At 65.3% G+C, this 17,266-nt stretch carries 13 protein-coding genes; 6 read left to right on the forward strand and 7 right to left on the reverse strand.

Annotation, left to right across the window (positions count from 1 at the left end; genetic code table 11):
- From AC25Y0_RS12745 to AC25Y0_RS12755, 3 genes are all read left to right on the forward strand, one after another.
- A partial coding sequence (locus tag AC25Y0_RS12745; RefSeq protein ID WP_488134766.1) for a hypothetical protein occupies positions 1-188 on the forward strand: 188 nt, incomplete at its 5' end.
- 16 nt (positions 189-204) lie between these two features.
- Entirely contained in the window at positions 205-1,239 is a 1,035-nt protein-coding gene (locus AC25Y0_RS12750) for an acyltransferase family protein (RefSeq protein WP_488134767.1), read from the forward strand.
- A gap of 85 nt (positions 1,240-1,324) precedes the next feature.
- Positions 1,325-2,572: a hypothetical protein gene (locus tag AC25Y0_RS12755; RefSeq protein WP_488134768.1), complete on the forward strand. Its 1,248-nt coding sequence runs from the start codon at positions 1,325-1,327 to the stop codon at positions 2,570-2,572.
- 214 nt (positions 2,573-2,786) lie between these two features.
- Here AC25Y0_RS12755 and AC25Y0_RS12760 read toward each other — a convergent pair whose 3' ends face one another.
- The 3 genes from AC25Y0_RS12760 to AC25Y0_RS12770 all read right to left on the reverse strand — a co-directional run bounded on the left by AC25Y0_RS12760 (position 2,787) and on the right by AC25Y0_RS12770 (position 8,476).
- Positions 2,787-5,273, reverse strand: coding sequence for a right-handed parallel beta-helix repeat-containing protein (locus AC25Y0_RS12760; protein WP_488134769.1), 2,487 nt, complete (start codon positions 5,271-5,273; stop codon positions 2,787-2,789).
- Between the two features lie 282 nt (positions 5,274-5,555).
- Entirely contained in the window at positions 5,556-7,100 is a 1,545-nt protein-coding gene (locus tag AC25Y0_RS12765; protein WP_488134770.1) for a glycosyltransferase family 39 protein, read from the reverse strand.
- Positions 7,097-8,476 carry a tyrosine-protein kinase domain-containing protein gene (locus AC25Y0_RS12770; protein WP_488124204.1) on the reverse strand — a complete coding sequence of 460 codons (1,380 nt, stop codon included), beginning with the start codon at positions 8,474-8,476 and terminating at the stop codon, positions 7,097-7,099. The genes AC25Y0_RS12765 and AC25Y0_RS12770 overlap by 4 nt, the downstream gene beginning before the upstream one ends.
- Positions 8,477-8,736: 260 nt before the next feature.
- Between AC25Y0_RS12770 and AC25Y0_RS12775 the strand changes: the two genes are divergently transcribed.
- The 3 genes from AC25Y0_RS12775 (at position 8,737) to AC25Y0_RS12785 (ending at position 11,487) form a co-directional block, all read left to right on the forward strand.
- Entirely contained in the window at positions 8,737-9,879 is a 1,143-nt protein-coding gene (locus AC25Y0_RS12775; protein WP_488124203.1) for a glycosyltransferase, read from the forward strand.
- A gap of 31 nt (positions 9,880-9,910) precedes the next feature.
- Positions 9,911-10,732, forward strand: a complete 822-nt coding sequence (locus AC25Y0_RS12780; RefSeq protein WP_488124202.1) for a hypothetical protein — start codon at positions 9,911-9,913, stop codon at positions 10,730-10,732.
- A gap of 101 nt (positions 10,733-10,833) precedes the next feature.
- The gene (locus tag AC25Y0_RS12785; RefSeq protein WP_488124201.1) at positions 10,834-11,487 is read left to right on the forward strand and encodes an arsenate reductase/protein-tyrosine-phosphatase family protein; all 654 of its coding nucleotides are present in this window, start codon (positions 10,834-10,836) and stop codon (positions 11,485-11,487) included.
- 24 nt (positions 11,488-11,511) lie between these two features.
- On the opposite strand, the gene AC25Y0_RS12790 is transcribed toward AC25Y0_RS12785, so the two are convergent.
- The 4 genes from AC25Y0_RS12790 to AC25Y0_RS12805 all read right to left on the reverse strand — a co-directional run bounded on the left by AC25Y0_RS12790 (position 11,512) and on the right by AC25Y0_RS12805 (position 16,978).
- Positions 11,512-12,618: a polysaccharide pyruvyl transferase family protein gene (locus AC25Y0_RS12790; RefSeq protein WP_488124200.1), complete on the reverse strand. Its 1,107-nt coding sequence runs from the start codon at positions 12,616-12,618 to the stop codon at positions 11,512-11,514.
- Between the two features lie 32 nt (positions 12,619-12,650).
- Positions 12,651-14,114: a lipopolysaccharide biosynthesis protein gene (locus AC25Y0_RS12795; RefSeq protein WP_488134771.1), complete on the reverse strand. Its 1,464-nt coding sequence runs from the start codon at positions 14,112-14,114 to the stop codon at positions 12,651-12,653.
- Positions 14,111-15,274, reverse strand: a complete 1,164-nt coding sequence (locus tag AC25Y0_RS12800) for a DUF1972 domain-containing protein (RefSeq protein ID WP_488124198.1) — start codon at positions 15,272-15,274, stop codon at positions 14,111-14,113. Before AC25Y0_RS12800 ends, AC25Y0_RS12795 begins: the two co-directional genes overlap by 4 nt.
- A 159-nt stretch (positions 15,275-15,433) precedes the next feature.
- Positions 15,434-16,978 carry a sugar transferase gene (locus tag AC25Y0_RS12805; protein ID WP_488124197.1) on the reverse strand — a complete coding sequence of 515 codons (1,545 nt, stop codon included), beginning with the start codon at positions 16,976-16,978 and terminating at the stop codon, positions 15,434-15,436.
- Positions 16,979-17,266 lie beyond the last annotated feature (288 nt).

The raw sequence follows: 17,266 nt of genomic DNA on the forward strand, positions 1-17,266 counted from the left end.
TGTCGGGCAAGGTCTGGGCGGGTGCTCAGTCGGAGCCGGCGGGGTGGCAGGTCACGCGTACGGATTCGACGGCTGTGTTGCAGGCTGCCGGTTCGGTGGCGGTATCGACGCAGGTTCCGACCTCGGCGGCGTCGTATCCGCTGCGGGTGAGCTTCCCCGAGATCACCGTCACCACCCCCACCCCGTGAGACCGCTGGCACACCTGTGAGCAGCTACCCGACAGGGCAACGGCCCGCTGGATCAGCACACCGCCTGGAGTGGGTTGACTGGCTGCGCGGCTTCGCGATCGTGCTAGTTGTCTTCTACCACGCAGTGATCGCCCTCAACGTCGGGGATCTAGAGCCACCGCGTTTGGCCGTCGTGCTGAATGAGGTCGTGGCACCGTATCGGATGCCTCTCTTGATGTTCTTATCGGGAATGCTGCTCACGCGCTCGCTTGCCAAGCCAAGGCGCGAATACGTGAGCGGAAAACTCCGAAAGATAGGTTGGCCGTACTTGGTCTGGACCGGAGTGATTGTCACATTTCTGGTCGTAGCAAGCCAGGTCTTCGGCGACGGGAACTACTCGATAGCCGACGCGCCATCGATCATCCTGGACCCGAGGACCTACACGTGGTACTTGGCCTATCTGCTCCTGTTCTACCTCATCGCGCTGGCAACCACGCCGCTGCTTCGAGCGATAGCCATCCCGTTCTTGTTGGCGCTCAGCCTCATCGTGGCAGACGGTGATGGCTGGAGCCGGCTCACGTTCCTTCTCGCGTTCTTCTTTCTCGGTGACCTCGCCGCGCGCTTTCCACGGCCCTGGGCTTGGGCGTCCAGCCACCCCGTGGCGCTGCTTGCATCATTGCTGGTTCTCGCGACGACGGTCTGGCTCAGTTCGGTGGGTATTGCCGTTCGATACGGCGCCCTTACTCTCATAGCGGTGATTGCGTTGCTTGTCGGGACACGGTTCATCGCCGAACGCGTCTCGCATCTACGATCTGCAGCTCCAATAGTCAGCATCGGTCGGAATTCGATCGTGTACTACACCGTGCACTGGGTCGTCGTCGCGGCCGGCGCCCATCTGCTGGTCCGTGCTGGGATTCAGTCGGCTTCCCTCATTCTGATGATGCTCTTCGTGGGCGCACTTGCTGCTTCGTGGGGACTGGCCGTGTTGCAGAAGCGTTCGAGGATGGTGGGATTGCTCTTTGAGTTGCCGCCGAGCAGGGTCGCACTTCGCCCGGCGCCTCAGCGGCCATAGGATCAGAGGCCAGTAAAGCCGACGAGGGGCTTCCAGCCATTCGAGCGAGGAGCATGACATCGAGCGACGTGCCCGGGTCGACCGCGTGCAGGAGATCGCACAACCTCCGGAAGCCAGGCCCCACGAGATAGCGCTCGCCAGTCTCGCGGCTGCGCTCGTCGCGGTCCGGGTGCAGCTTCCGCTCAGTGTTCCCTTTGGGCTCGTCGTCGCCGTGCTGCTGCTGCCCGTCGCCGGTCCGTACTTGCGCCGCTATCGCGGCATGGTGCTTCTGGCGTGGGTTGTTGTCGCATCGATCATCGCTGGGTACCTACTTACGGAGCTCTCGACAGGTCCCAGATCGACCTCCCTCATGATTGCTCAGTCGCTACGACTCCTCAGCCTGCCCGCAGTTTTAGCGGTGCTGTTATGGGCGCGGGCTCTTCTCGGGAGTCGGAGCGTCATCCAGTGGTTCGCGGTCGGCTTGCTCGTGAGTGTCGCACTAAACGGCATCAGCTCTGCCAACCCGTGGAAGTTCAGCTTTGCCTTACCGCTTACGCTGCTCGCTCTCACTCTGGGCGGTGTGTATCGACGAAAGTGGCTCCAAGTAGTCGTCTCTGTCGTCTTGGCGGCAGTGTGCGTGGCGTTCGATTCAAGATCGGCCGCCGGGTTCCTGCTCGTCGCCGCAGCGTTGGCAATGATGTCGGATCAAAGGAGCGATCGACAGAAAAGGGTGGGTGCGGCCGCGCGATGGGGTCTCGTTCTGCAGATCGCGGGTGTTCTGGCGGGCGCATATTTCCTTCTGCAGGGAGCAATCCTCGAGGGCATGCTCGGCGACGAGATCCGATCGCGTAGCGAGGCGCAAATCGCGTCGAGCGGGTCGCTGCTTGCGGGAGGTCGCCCGGAGATGGGCGCTGCGTTCGCTCTCATATCCGCTCACCCCATGGGGCTCGGATCCGGCGCGATGCCGACTCCGTCGCAGGTTCTTGTGGCGAAATCGGGGATGGCGGGCCTGGGTTACGACCCCAACAACGGCTATGTAGAGAACTACATGTTCGCTGGCGTGTTCGAAGTTCACTCGGTTGTAGGGGACCTGTGGGTGATGTTCGGGCCGCTTGGCGCCTGTCTCGCCGCCCTGTGCCTGTTCCAGCTCGTCCGAGGGATCGCCACTTCGGTTGCCGCGGGCACCGCCTCCGCGGTAGTCACCTATCTGGTGATTAGGTCTAGCTGGGATCTCGCGTTCAGCCCGATTTACACTTCGATCACACTCTTGCCGCTGGCGCTCGCATTGGTGGCGCAGGCTAGGAAACCCGAGGAGCTCGGGGCGCTCAAGGAGAAAGCCCACCGCGCAAAGTGAGACCCCTGCCTCGGTGTCGCTACGTCGACGATGGGCCAGACGAACCCACATGCTCGAGGCGATATGTGGCCACGCTCACGGGAACTGCCGCGTCGTGGCGTACGAGCTGAGGTGTGCCATGCGACCGCCCGCTGCTCATGGCGTCCGCGTGTGTCGGGCCGAACCAATAAGCGGGCGAGAAGCTCGCGCCCTCGCCCGCTTATTGACGCTGAGTTTAGAAGCCCGCGCCGAGTCGCTTCGTGCCTGTCGGCCACCCGAGGAGCCGGGCCACGTCTGCTGGGATCGGCACTGCGGTCGCAGCATGAGCGGTCGCGTCCGAACCCATCTGCTCGATGCGCTTCGCAGTGTTGATCATCGCGTTGTTCCACGTGGCGCCCTTCGCAGAGGCGAGTGCGGCCGGCGTGTTGTACGCCTCGAGAGTCTTGTTGTCTCCCTTGCCCCACGCGACCATCGTCGGTCCGCCCGCGGCCTTGTTGTTGAACAGGTTTCCAGTGATGACGACGTTCCAGGTGTCCACGGCGCGGTTCGTCGAGCCATCCAGGGCCCGGATCGAGTACGGTCCGCCCGCACCGAACACATTGTTGGAGATCGTGATGTTCTGAACGATCCACGGCACGGTGGGGTCGACTCCGCCGACGCGCGGGTCACGGCCCACCGAGCCAGCCTTGGCCTGACGGCGCTCATCCTGCTTCAGGCGAATGCCGTTGTCGACGCCCGCGCCGATGTCGTTGTTGAAGATCTGCACGTCGGAGGTGTTGTAGATCATCATCCCGGTGCCGCCGCCGATCGTCTGGTTGCCCGCGATGATCGCCTTGGCCGACAGCTCGAGCTGCAGACCCGTCGTCGAGTTGTTGTTGAACGAGGATCGGGTCACAGAGATGTCGTAGCACGACTCGTCGAACCACAAGCCGGCGCCGGTGTTGTTGCTCGCATCGACGTTATGGATCTGCACGCCCCGTGCCCGGGTGATCTTCATCCCACCCGCGACAGGTGCGTCCTTGAAGCGCTCCACGTTGTTCTCTGTGACAAGGGAGTCGCGGACGACGAGCCGGTAGGCGGCGTTCGCGCCGAAGCCCATCATTCCATTCCGCTGTATCGTCACGCGTTCGACGTGACCGTCGTTGTTGTTGACGTTGAGGCCGACGAGCGCATTATCGGTGATGACAAGGTCGCGCACCGTCGCGAACGTGTTCTGCATACGCACCGCGCCGCTGGCGCCGTGCGTCGTGGCGTAGCGGCGGACGCCGAAGCCCTGCAGCGTGACGTTCGTGGACATGACGTCGAAGGCCTGGCTCAGGTTGCTCGCACGGACGCTCTTTCCCGCCGGGTTCGTGCCGAGAATGAGGCGCTTTCCTGCGTAATCAACGGCGAAGGTACCCGCGACGACATCGGAAGCCGATGCGACCTGCTTCTGCGCGACACCGTCGATGAACAGCTGATCGGGGTGATTGGCCATCGGGGCGTCCGCGCGTACGAATCGGGAAGCCTGACCGCCCATGTCGTTGGGGAACTGCGCACTCCAGTTGGAGGCGACCCAGACCTTGCCCGATGCCGCCCAGTTGGTCACGGGGATCGAACCGTCGAACCACACGGCTTCTTTCGGGTACGCCTGCACCGTGACCGCCTTGCCCCACGGAATCGAAACCGACTCGTTGTAGGTGCCGGCACGGACGACGATCGTGGCACCGGACTTCGCGGCATTCACCGCGGCCTGGACGGACTTGAAGGGTGCGGACACCGTGCCCGTCTGGGCCGACTGCGTCGAGCTGTTGCTGACATAGATGGCGCCTGCGGGCACCGCGTACGAGGCCGCACCGACGGCGACGGATCCGCGACCGCTGACCGGGGCGGGGGCCTCGGGCTGGGGCTCGACCTCGACCGGAGGCGCGGTCACGGGCGGAGCGGGCGGCGGGGTGGGTGTGGGGGTAGGCGTCGGAGTCGGGGTAGGCGTCGGAGTCGGAGTCGGGGTAGGCGTGGGTGCCGGCACCGGCACCGGAGCCGTGGCCAGCGGCAACGGATCGGCACCGTCCGCGACGGTGAACCTGTCGAGAGAGATGGTGCCGTCCGTCGCGCCGCCGGACTTGTAGGCCCACCAGCCGACGCCGCCGCCGGCGGTGATGCGCTCACCGCTGGAGTCGCTGACGTTGAGCTGCGGGGCCGGAACCGGCTCGCCGACCTTGGACAGGCTGGCCCGAATGGTGACGGGTGACACGCCGGTCACGCTGAAGGACAGTGTGTACCACGTCGACTTCTGCACGGCGGTGCTGAGCTTGACGATGCCCACGGACTTCTCGACGCCGCCGTTGACGCGGGACACAGCGAGGAAGGGGATCGCGGAGGAGTTCAGTTCCAGCCGTGCCCGGTACTGGGAACCGTCTGCCTGGTGGCGCAGCACCGTGGCGTAATACGCGCTGCCGGCGAGGGCGTCGAATCGAACCGTGACGTCGGAGCGGGCGTCGCGGGCGGTGGCGGAGCTCAGGATGACCGACGCGCCTTCGCCTGCGCCCATGGCCAGACGAGCCACTCCGGAGTTCACCGACATGGAGTCGCCCGAGAACCACCCGCGGTAGGCGCCACCCGTCGCGGTTTCGCCCCAGCCCTTGGAGACAGAGCGGTCGAAGGTGTCGTCCAGGACGACGGTGGATGCGGCCGACGCGGGTTGGGCGACCAGGGCGGAGGCGATGATCGCCAGGGTGGCCATTGTGGCGGTGGCGACGAGTCGGGGTCGGAAAGCGCGCCGGGCGCGCGAGGTACGTCGAACGAAGGGGGTATGCACAGGGGATCTCCGGTAGGGCACAGCGGTACGCGGCCGCACGATGACCTCAGGCAGGAGGTCGACGCGGTTGGGGGTGTGCCGCGCTATGGCGCCGCGCCATAGCGCGTCGGTGCGGGTTGGAAGAACCCTACCGAGTGCGGCGCAGATCACGGCGGATAATGAGACAAGTCTCACGAAAATGAGCGCGCCGCAGGCAGCACGAACCGCTCACTGCCGGACGTATTCGACGACGAGCGTGGAGGGGCCTTCCCAGACGTTTCGGCCTTCGAATCCGAGGTCGCCCATGACCGTGTTGCTCTCTTCGAGGGTGGCGGGCAGTGACTTGACGCTGAACACCGCCCAGACTCTGTCGAAGTCGGCGAGATCTGATCGGACGTCCTCGATCGCCCGCGAGGTGCCGTCCAAAGATCCCGATGCGGCGCCGGTCGTCTCGACAGTCAGGTCGACGAGCCCATCGAAGGCGTCCGGATACGCCTCGGCGACGCGCCGCGTCGTTTGATTGACGACCGCGCGCTCGGGGTATCGAGGAGCGAAATACACCGCGTCGCCGCGGGACGTCTGCTCGGAGACGACATGTGCGACGGCGGACCAATCGCTGCCGCCTTTCGCGAAGGGGGTTCTCTGCGAGAGCAGGATCACGAGCAGGCAGAGGGCGTAGATGCTGACCGCGGCGACCGTCACCCACCGGCGGCCGAGGGAGCGGATGCCGACCGCAATGAGGATGGCCGCGGCCGGCGCTGTGAAGGTGAAGTAGCGGGGCTGATAGATAGGGGCGACCGCGACGGCGTACACCGCGACGAGCGCGGTCGGAAGAATGATCCATGGCAGCACGATCGCCAGGATCTCGTGCTTGCGATCGCCCGCTCGGGGGCGGCGGACGACGGCGAGAACCATGGCCGCTATCCCCAGGACGGCAGCCACGATGGCAGCGCCCTGCCAGCCGAGCGTGAACCAGGTCGGACCGACTCGGTCATCGGGAGTCTCGCCCAGGAAATACTGATTGATCAGCACCTTTCGCGCAATGCTGAAGAAGCTGCGGTCGCCGCTCGATCCCAGCTGGGCCTGCTGCGACCGCACGAGCAACAGCAACGGTGACGTCAGTGCGGCGATGGCAACCGCCGATACGGCGAAACGGAGAAGCGTCCGGCGGTCACGACGCGCGATCATCACGGCGGTGACGGCGTGGGCGATAACGAGCATGACGAGATACACGTTGATCGCCACGCCCAGCGCAGCGACGGCGCCGTAGGCGCCCCACGCCCACACCCGCGCTGAACGTACTGCCCTGACGAACAGGTACGTCGCCCAGACCGCTGCCAACGCCGAGAAGACGAAGGGTCGAGCCTCGATGCCTGCCCACGTGAGTCGAGGAAGCGTGGCGGCCACGGCTGCAGCGGTGATCGCAGTCCCCTCGGTCCCGATCAGGCGCGTGAGCGCGTACACGCCGAGCGCGACGCCTCCCGCCGCGAGTGCGCTGGGCAGGCGGAGCATGAAGGGTGAAACCCCGACGAGGTCGATCCAGCCGTTCATGAAGGCGTAGTACACCGCGTGCACCGCGTCGATGCGCTGGAGCAGCGCCCACAACTCTGGCAGCGTGCGGTCAGCGGCCGAGATGGTGACAGCCTCGTCCGTCCACAGCGACACCGTCGGAGAGGCGATCGCCGCGATGACGGTGGCGCCGAGGAAGATCCCGAGGGCTGTGAGCCATGTCCCCCCGCGCGGTTGCACGCCCGTCGTGGAGCTGGTCGTCATCTGACTGGGGCGGACCGGCTGAAGGGCCGCTTCTTCTCTTCGGCGCGGTAGTAAGGGCTGGTGTGGTTGGTGCGTTTGACGCCGTTGAGGATGATACCCATGATCGGCACGCGCGTCGTCTCGAGTGCCGCGATCGTTCGCAGCAGCATGTCGCGCTTGGTGACGCGTGAGCGGGCCACCACGACGATTCCGTCGACGACCGGTGCCAGCCACAGAGGGTCGCTCACCGCGAGAACGGGGGCGCTGTCGAGGATGACGCAGTCATAGCGTTCTCGCGCCGAGTGGACGAAGTCACGGAGATGCTCCGACGTCAGCAGCTGGCCAGGGTTCGGAGGCAGCGTTCCGCTGGTAAGCACATCGAGCCTGTCGTTGCCCCACGACTGGACGGCCTCATCGAGGGTTACATCACCCAGAAGCAGCGTCGTGAGCCCCACCGAGCCTTCGAGCTGCGTATACGTGTCCACGGAAGCTCGTCGCAGGTCGGTATCGACGAGGAGAACCTTCGCTCCCTGCTCAGCCATGATCTGGGCGACAGAGACACTCACGGATGACTTGCCCTCGCCGGACATGCCCGACGTGAACAAGATCACCTTTGCATGGCCGTCCACGTTGGCGAAGCGCAGATTCGCGACGATCCCCCGGATCGCTTCCGCGGAAGAGCCGGTCGGATCAGCTCGGATGGCGGTCGGCAACGAACGACCAGAAGCCACCTGCGTCACATCGCCCAGGATTGCGGTGTCGGTGAGTGACGTGATGTCAGCCGGTCCGGTGAGGCGTGTCGCCAGCAGGCGCCTCAGAAGCGCGGAGCAGACGCCGAGGGCGAGGCCCCCGAGCCCTCCCATCAGGGTGAGCATCCGCACGTTCGGTGACACCGGAAAGCCCGGGGCTCGCGCGGGAGAGATGATCTCCAGGCGAACGGCCGGCTGGTTGTCCGCGTTCTGGGGCGAAAGGCTCCGCACCGCGAGTGAGAGTTGAGCGGCGACGGCGTCCGCGATGTCCTTTGCCAACTCGGGGTCGCGATTGACGACGGCGATGTTGAGAACCACGGTGTTCAACGGTGACTCGACGGTGACAGTGCCGCCGAGCGATTGCGGCGACGTGTCGAGCCCCAGCTGCTGGATGACAGGGTTGAGCACGACAGGAGAAGTCGCCACGACCGCGTAGGTCTGCACGAGGTTCTGTACGTAGTTGGAGCCCTGCACGAGCTCGCTCGTGTTGTCGCCGCGAGCGGGGATGACCACGACCGAGGACTGTGCCCGATAGATCTCAGGCTGCAGCTGAGCGTAGACAAACCCCCCTATGGCGCCGAGCAGGGCGAGAGCGACGATGACCAGCCAGTTCTTCCGCAGAGACAGCAGGTAGTCCCGTAGAGTCACGTGGTCTCGTTTCGCATTCAATGTGGGCGTGTGCTACTCATAAGTAGCACCATTCTGCCCGGTCGGTCTGGAAAAAAGACCTCATGCCGCGCGGGCGCCGTCGCGTCAGACCTGATATGAGGCGGCCGCTTGGTTCTTGCTGCTCGCGCTCGTATCATTGTGATTTGGGGAACCGCACCTGTGGGGGTGCTGCGGGGACCGTTCTGTGCGGGGTGATCACGGAACGTACTCGCCATGCTGAGCAAATTGGGGGCACGAGCGTGGATCTGAGTATCGTCGTGCCGACCTTCAACGAAGCGCCGAACGTCGCCGAGCTCGTGCGGCGGATCGCGGCAGCGGTCACGAGTATCGATGCCGAGATCATCTTCGTCGACGACAGCACGGACGACACGCCGCGTGTCGTGCAAGATGTCGCTCAGACCGCCCCGTTGCCGGTGCGGCTGATTCACCGCGACAAGCCGACCGGCGGTCTCGGCGGCGCAGTCGTCGAAGGCTTCGACGCAGCGCGAGCCGACCTGTGCCTGGTCATGGACGGCGACCTGCAGCATCCGCCCGAGAAGATCCCCGAGTTGTACGCACGAATGCTGCACGGGGGCGCGGACGTGGTCGTGGCCTCGCGGTACTCGGGCGCGGGCAGTTCCGCCGGCCTGGCAGATCGCACCCGTGTGCTCGTGTCTCGCGCATCGACTGCGGTGACGCGGGCGATGTTCCCCATCCGTCTGCGCGATGTCACTGACCCCATGACGGGCTTCTTTCTCGTCGACCGCACCGCCATCGATCACGAGTCGCTCGAGCCACGCGGGTTCAAGATCCTGCTCGAGATCCTCGCGCGACGGACTCTGCGCGCCGTTGAGATCCCCTTCGATTTCGCCGATCGCTTCGCTGGTGAGTCGAAGGCATCCTTCCGGCAGGGCATGCACTTTCTCGCCCAGCTGACGGCTCTGAGATTCGGGAAGATGTCGCTCTTCGCGGTCGTCGGCGGCTTGGGTGCCGTAGCCAACGTCTTCATCGTGTGGGCGCTCACCGCGATGGGGGTCAACTACATCGTGGCCGCCGTGATCGCAGCAGAGGTCACGATCATCGCCAACTTCCTGCTGCTCGAGCGGTTCGTCTTCCACGACATGCGCGACCAGGCCTCCGGCGTCGGCATGCGCTTTGCGAAGTCGTTCTCGTTCAACAACGCCGAGGCCTTGATCCGTATACCGATCATGGCTCTGCTCGTTAGCGGCTGGCACTTCTCCGCCGTCATCGCCACAGCGCTGACTCTGTTCGTGGCATTCTTCGTGCGCTTCCTGTTCCACTCCCTCGTCGTGTACGCGCCGCGCAAGGGAACTTCCCGCAGCCGTGCCACCCGTTTCGTTGATGAACTGGACCGCCAGGCGGTCGCACCGGGTGAGCTGTGAGCGCGGCGACCTTCGAAAGCACGGTGGCGACATGCGCCTTCGGTTGAAGGGTTACGGCATCAAGCGCGCGGGGCGTCGCGCCGCTGAATGGGTCGACAACATCTACGCCCGCGGTCTCGCGCGGATGAATATGGGCGGTCCTCCCCGCCGTGTCGTCGTGGTCGGCATCTACCGTGATGCCGAACCGATCCGTTCGCTCGTCGAAGAGCTGAAGAAGACGCGCCATGACGTGACCTTCCGGCTCGGCGCAATGGGCGACATCCCGCCCGAGCTCGCAGATGTCACGACACACGACCATATGCAGGCGGGAAAGTTCCAGAACCTCAACGTCCTCACCGAGGGGATGGGCGAGCCTGACTGGCTGGTCATCATAGATGACGACGTTGTTGCGCGCGCCGGCTTTCTCGATGCGGCCATCGAACTCTGTGAGCGCCTCGACTTCGCTCTCGCGCAGCCGGCCCAGACACGGTTCTCGAACGCGAACTGGCCCCTCACGAAACAACGACTGCTGACCATTGCGCGTGAGACGGATTTCGTCGAGGTCGGACCCGTGACGCTGGTTCGGGCCGATGCGCAGCGACTGCTGCTGCCCTTTCCGGCGGACCTCCGTTACGGGTGGGGACTCGACTTCCACTGGGCACACATCATCAAGGACGCTGGGCTTCGCCTGGGTGTCCTCGACGCGCTGGCGGTGTTGCACGCGAGCCGCAAAGTGGCGAGCACCTACTCGTGGGATGCCGCTCAGCAAGAAGGGCGCGAGTACTTGACCGGGGTGCCCCATCTGCCCAAGGCTGTGGCTGAGTCCCATGGCACGGTTCGGCACAGACGCATACCGCAGAAGCAACGAGTGTGAGAACGGACGATCCCCGTGATGCCCCGGGACTGAAGAAACAGCAGCGCGTCACCCTCGTTCATCGGCAGCGACGACGAAGCCAGCCGGGATCGGAGGGTCCCGTGCCGTACTCGATGTTGTTCATCTGCGCAGCGAATGTGTGTCGCTCGCCGCTCATGGCCTACTCGTTCGCCGAAGCCGCGCGCGGCGGAGGCACCGCTATGTGGGCCATCAGCAGCGCAGGAGTGAGCGTTAATTCTGCCCTGCCGATGTGCGACCTCGTATCGCGGCTGTTGACCCAGCGCGGTGCCGACGCCGACGACTTCGCGAGCCATCAATCCACACGGGTGGATCCGGAGCACCTCGATGGCGCAGATCTCATCATCGCGGCATCCACGAACGAACGTGCAGCGATCGCCACTCTGCGCCCCGCGCTGCGGAGCCGAACGTTCACGCTCCCCGAAGCGGTCGCTCTCGGGGCGGAGCCGGTGACGCAGCGCGAACGAAAGTCAGTGTCGGCGACATCGAACGGCGAAGACAAGCCGCTCGCGCAATATGCCGGCATCCTCCATCAGCGACGGGGCACGATGATCGTGGCGCCCCTCGTGCCTCGTCGACTCCAACGGTGGCGGAACGAAGTCGACCCGCGCGACATCCCAGACGTTCATCACCGCCGACGAAGACAGCATCTCGCGACATTGAACAGCGCGTGGGGAGCCACCCAGACACTGCACGGCCAGATCGCAGGTTTCGTCGCCGGGGAGTCCGTCCGCTGACTGGCGAGCAGGTTTGAAGGGCCCTCAGACGGCGCCGGTCAGTTCCAGCGTTCGGACGAAACTCGCTTGGGCTGCCTCCGCGTTCGGTGCGGGGTCGTGGGCGACGCGGGTTCCATGTCGGGCCGCCATCGTGGGGGCCAAGTCCAGGTCGGAGACGCCTTCGAGCATCGGAGGCGCGGGGCAGACGGCGAATGCTTCGCTCGTCTTCTTCACTCCGGGCACAAGCACCGGGGTGCCGAAGGATCCCGCCACGATGGCTGCGTGCATGCTCGTCGTGAAGACGCTGCCGGCGGCTGCGAGCACCGCTGTGATATCGGGCGCGCTGAGCCCGATGAGGGCGTGAACGCCGACGGTCTTGGCGGCCGCGGCGAGAACGCGGTCCTCGCCGGAGTAGGCCCCGAGCGAAAGGACGGCCACGGGAAGGTCCGTCAGCGTGCGAAGAGCCCTCTCGATCTTCGCTTGCGGCCATCCGTGGAATGTTGTCGCGTGGAACAGCGCGAGCTGCCGCTCTTCCTGCAGCCGAGCCTTGATGACCCCTCGACCGCGCTCACGCGTTGCTGAGGGCTCCTGCAGTTCCGGCAGCGCGAAGATCATGTCTGGACCGAGAACGACGCTCTTTTCGGGCATGCCCGCGCCGATCAGGTGCTTCGCACCGCTCTCGGTGCGAACCCAAGCGGCTGAATACTTGACGAGCGCTGAGCGCGCTGCGACCGGGATCGTGTGGACGCCCACGGACAGGAGCGCTGCGGGGACTCGAGGAATCCACCCGTCTTGCGGCGCCCACGCTCCTGGGCCGGGAAGGAAGTGGCGCCGCGCGTAGAGACGTGCGCGCAGTCGCGTCAGGCGGCGGTGGCGGACTTCGTGCGGCACCGACATGTGGTCCAGTGCGACCGTGCGATTGTCGAATCTGATGAGATCACCACCGCCGACGACGACGAGGTCCGCCTGCTGCCGGCGTACGCGCGTGAAGGGGGTGATGGGCGCACCGCTCACCGTCGTGCCGGCGAGGGGAGCGAAATACGAAGTCTCGACCTGCAGGCCCGATTCCTCGAAGAGGTGCGCAGTGACGCTGGGATAGAGTTGGTCACCCCAGTTCGAGACGGAGTAGTCGCCGATCTGGGCGACCCTCATTCGTCTCATCGGAGTCTGGTCGAAGGTCATGATCAGCTTTCGGGGTCAACGGTCGATGGGGCGAGCTCAGGCTCGTTGGCGGCGCGGACCGAGGCCATGCGACGTCGCACGAGGATCATGTTCGGTATCAACTGGCACAGCGCCACACCGACGATCGAGCCGACAAGCGGCCCGGGAGCGCCGAGGATCGGCGTGAACACGATCGTGAGACCGAGGTTGATGGGAAGAAGGATCACGATGAAGTAGGCCTGGAAGCGAAGCCCGCTGGCATCGGTGAGGTACATGCCGAACGGATACTTCGCGGCCTGAAGCACGATGAAGATGGTGAACAGGACGAGGATGGGCGTGCCCAGCGTGATGACGCCGCCCGAGGCGAGCTCTGCCAGCCAGCCGGACAGCAGCACCATCGTCAGGCAGGCCACGAGCGCGAGCGCGGCGAATGCGAACGACATCACGAACGGTGACAGTACGCTGGCCGTGCCACGCGCACGCGCACGCGCGAACACGGGCCAGAGCGACATTCCTGCGGTGGAGATCACGGCGAACAACGGTGTGAACATCTGCGACGCGAGACTGTACTCGGTGAGTTGCGAGAGCGTGCCGAGATGACTGAGGACGAGTCGATCAGACGACATCGCGAGGGGCAAGGCGATCATCTGGATGAGCATCGGCCAGGCGACGTCGAAGACTTTCGCGCCGCGCTTGCGGGGTGAGAGGGCGTCGCGGACCGAGGCGCCGATGGCGGGCGATACGCGTCTCGCCGCGATGACCAGAGCGATGATGCTCACCGAGAGTGTGACCCCGTACGACGCCACCGCGATGTAGCCGCCGTTCGCTCCGATTGACACCGTGATCCACAGCACAAGGAGCACGATCGGCGTCTGCAGGCCGTTCAACAACACGACGAGCATGTTCAACCCGAGCGCGATGAGAATCCGCTGACCGAACGAGACGAGCAGGTTCACCCCGAGGATGCTGAGGCACAGCGTGGCAGCCAGTGCTCCGCTTTCGAGGCTGAGGCCATCGCCGAGGAGCGGTTCCCACAGGCCGAAGCCCAGAATCGCCAGCGCGGCGAGGACCACAACGATCGCGCAGCACGCGAGGATGCGCATGCACGAGACCAGAACGCCTCGCAGATGTGTGTCAGTGCGTGGGTCGTCAGCGGCTGCAGTGGCGTTCATGATCGCGGCCGACAGGCCCAAGTCGGCAAACGGGATGAGTGCCGCAACCCCGACGAGGAGGATGTACTGCGCGTAGGCAGCTTCTCCGTAGTTGTCGATGATCAGGCGTGTGACGACGATCCCCAGGATCGCGCTGATCGGCATCACACCCATGCGGACGAGTGCGCTGCCACCCACCGACTTGATGATTCCGCGCTTCGTGTTGAGTCGACGCTCCTGGGCGGCGTCGACGACCTTCGTCGTCTCGGCGCTGTGCTCGCCCTCGAGATCCGCGACTTCGCGATCGCTGTCGCGAGTGGATTCGTGGTGACTCACTGTTCGAACTCGGAACTGTTGCGCCGCGCGCGCCGCGCCGCCGGGTGCACGGACTCACCCGCTGCCAGCCTCAGCGCGAGCTGTTCATAGTCGTTTGCGACGTCATCCCAGACAAACACCGACTCGGCGCGGCTGCGCAACGCCGTCGCGTCGGCGTCGACACGACCCGGGTCGCTTTCTGACGACTCGATGGCCTCGGCTGCATCCGATGCTCCGGAGAAGTACCAGCCCCGACTGCCGAGCACCTCGCGGTTGAAGCCGACGTCATAGGCGATGACGGGCGTGCCCGCGCCGATAGCGCGTAGCAGTGACGGGTTCGTGCCGCCCACCGAGTGACCGTGCACGTATGTGTAGGCGTGAAAGTACAGTGCGTCGAGAAGTTCCTGGTCATACACGGCGCCGAGCAGGCGGATGCGATCATCTCCCTCGGCGATGCGTGAGATCGCGTCCGTGTACTCGGCGGCATAGGGAGCGGAGCCGACGACCACGAGCGGCTTGGTGGCGCCCGATGAGGCGTAGCCCTCGACGATCTCGCGGACATGATTCTCGGGCTCGAAGCGCGCCACGACCAGGTGGTACTCGCCGGGCTCAAGATTCAGTGACGTCACCCCGTGCGTCGCTGCCGCTTCGAGAATCGGGGCTCCGTACCGGATGAGTTCGGTCGGCACATCGAACTGATGGCGGTAGTAATCGGCGATGCCGGGCGCATCCGCGATCAGCGCATCCGCGTTGCGCACCCCGAACTGCTCAGCCCACCGGTAATAGGCGCGGCCGCGCGCGCCCCACTTGGCGCGACGCCACTCGAGGCCGTCCATGTGCAGTGCGGTGGGGATCCCCCGTGCGCGCAGAAGGGGGAGGAAGGGCGAGTTCGCGGCGTTGAACACGAACGCGACGTCGGGCCGAGCCTTCGTGATCGCGTGCACAGTGGACGCCGCGGTGTGAGACAGCGTCTCGAGCGCCTTCTGCTTCACCGACGGCAGGGTCACCCGTCGCATGCCGTCGTGGTAATCGCCGGCCGTGCCGCGATCGCGGCCGTATACGACGACCGCGTGGCCACGCTCGACCAGACGCCGACCGACTTCCTCGACGGCGGTCTCGAACCCGCCGTACGCGGCGGGGATTCCGCGCGTGCCGATGAGAGCGATGCGTAGGTTCGTCATTCCCTCGTCCTCACTTTCAGTATGCACGGCTCATGGTGAAGGACCCGCGGCCAGCCTCGGGGGAGAGGCGAACGGCGCACGCAGCACGGGGGAAAACTGGTGCAGCGCGGCCGCGGATCCGGCTTGGACGGCGTCTGTTGACGCCGCGAAATCGTCGGGTCAATACGCTCCGGACGGCTTCACCATCACCTTGACGGTGCGCCACATCAGGATGATGTCGTCCAGCACCGACCAGTTCTCGACATAGCGCAGGTCGAGGCGCACGCTTTCCTCCCACGAGAGGTCGCTGCGACCGCTCACCTGCCAGGGTCCCGTGATGCCCGGTTTGATGTAGAGGCGACGGTAGACGATGCCGTCGTAGCTGGTCACCTCAGAGGGCAGCGGCGGGCGGGGTCCCACGACGCTCATATCGCCGCGCAGCACGTTCAGGAACTGAGGGATCTCATCGAGCGAGTACTTGCGCAGGATGCGCCCGACGCGCGTCACTCGCGGGTCGTCCTTCATCTTGAACAGCAGACCGGAACCCTCGTTCTCGGTCATCAGGTTGGGCAGCATGTCTTCAGCATCCGTCCGCATCGAGCGGAACTTGAGCATGCGGAATTCCTCGCCATCGCGCCCGATGCGCCGCTGGTGGAAGAACACCGGTCCCCGCGAATCGAGCTTGATGGCGAGGGCGATCGCGGCGACGAACGGAGCGAAGAAGAGCAGAGCGAGTACCGAGCTCGCGATATCGAACGCGCGCTTGAACAGGTGCGCGCCACCTTCGAACGTTGGGATCTGCACGTGGATGAGCGGCAGGCCTTCGACCGGGCGCAGCGACATGCGCGGGCCCGCGACGTCGGCGATGCGGCTCGAGAGAACGAGTTCGGCCGCGGTGCCCTCGAGCTGCCAGGCGAGACGCTTGACATAGTCGGGGTCACCGTGCGGCTGGTTCGCCACGATGATGGTGTCGGCCCCGATCGCGACGGCCTGGTCGACCCAGCTGTCGCCACGCAGCACCGGCACGATCGTCGAGTCGACGGCCAGCGAGTCGACCACGGCGTCCTGCACGGCGGCACCGACGACCAGGTAGCCGAGGCGCCCGCTCGCACCGAGCGTTTCGATCACATACTCGACGTCGTCACGGTCACCCACCACGACCGTTCGAGAGGCGTAGCGGGCGAACGAACGCTGGCGTATGAGCCACTTGCGCCACAGCCACCGGCTGACAAGCAGCGCGAACACTCCGGCGGGCAGTGCGACGAAGAGCTGCGTGCGGATGCCCTGCCACTGGAAGAGCACGAACACGATCGCCAACGCGCCGAACGCGAAGGTTGTGGCGTGAGCAACGCGCTTGTATTCTCTGGCGCCCGAGCCGAAGACCGAGGCATCCCGGGTGTTGAAGGTCGAGAGCATCGCGAGCCACACCAGCGCCGTCGCCAGCGGGATACGCGCGAGCACCCACGGGTCGGTGCGCAGCAGAGCGGAATCGATGATCTGCATCGAGATGAAGGATGCCAGTATGCACGCGGCGACGACGATCACCACGTCTGTCACCCTCAAGCGTGTGCGGTAGCTGCGTTCCCACAGTTGACGGTTCGCAAGCGAGCCCGACGCGCGAGGCTTCGCAACGGTGCGCGTATCGACAGTCTTCGCACTCGCGGCGGCGATGGGCGTGTAGGCGACGAATGGTGTGAAGGTCGTCGAACCGTCGACGGCCGTCATCGTTGCGTCACCCGGAAGGGTGCCCAAATTACGGTCGGCATCTTGCCCCCAGCAAATAACCGACAGGCGGCGCTAACCGCCCGTATTCCCCAGTGTGCGCCTTAGGGAGCCCCAAGCTCCGCGCGAACGATCCCACTCGTTCGCAAGCGCTGCCGTCACTCTAGCGCGTGACGGCAGTCATCGAAAGACCCATCTTTCGCGCGTCGGCTGCCCGCACAGACAAGCGGGGGGGCGCACTGCGCCCCCCCCGCTTGCCTTGGTGTGAAGGTTTACTCGAAGAGCGAGAGC

Source organism: Microbacterium sp. Y547 (assembly GCF_057669785.1).

Excerpts from the sequence above, each read along its gene's own strand:
- AC25Y0_RS12760 (WP_488134769.1), bottom strand. The coding sequence starts at position 5,273 with ATGGCCACCCTGGCGATCATCGCCTCCGCCCTGGTCGCCCAACCCGCG.
- AC25Y0_RS12790 (WP_488124200.1), bottom strand. The coding sequence starts at position 12,618 with ATGAGGGTCGCCCAGATCGGCGACTACTCCGTCTCGAACTGGGGTGAC.
- AC25Y0_RS12800 (WP_488124198.1), bottom strand. The coding sequence starts at position 15,274 with ATGACGAACCTACGCATCGCTCTCATCGGCACGCGCGGAATCCCCGCC.
- AC25Y0_RS12805 (WP_488124197.1), bottom strand. The coding sequence starts at position 16,978 with ATGACGGCCGTCGACGGTTCGACGACCTTCACACCATTCGTCGCCTAC.
- AC25Y0_RS12780 (WP_488124202.1), top strand. The coding sequence starts at position 9,911 with ATGCGCCTTCGGTTGAAGGGTTACGGCATCAAGCGCGCGGGGCGTCGC.
- AC25Y0_RS12765 (WP_488134770.1), bottom strand. The coding sequence starts at position 7,100 with ATGACGACCAGCTCCACGACGGGCGTGCAACCGCGCGGGGGGACATGG.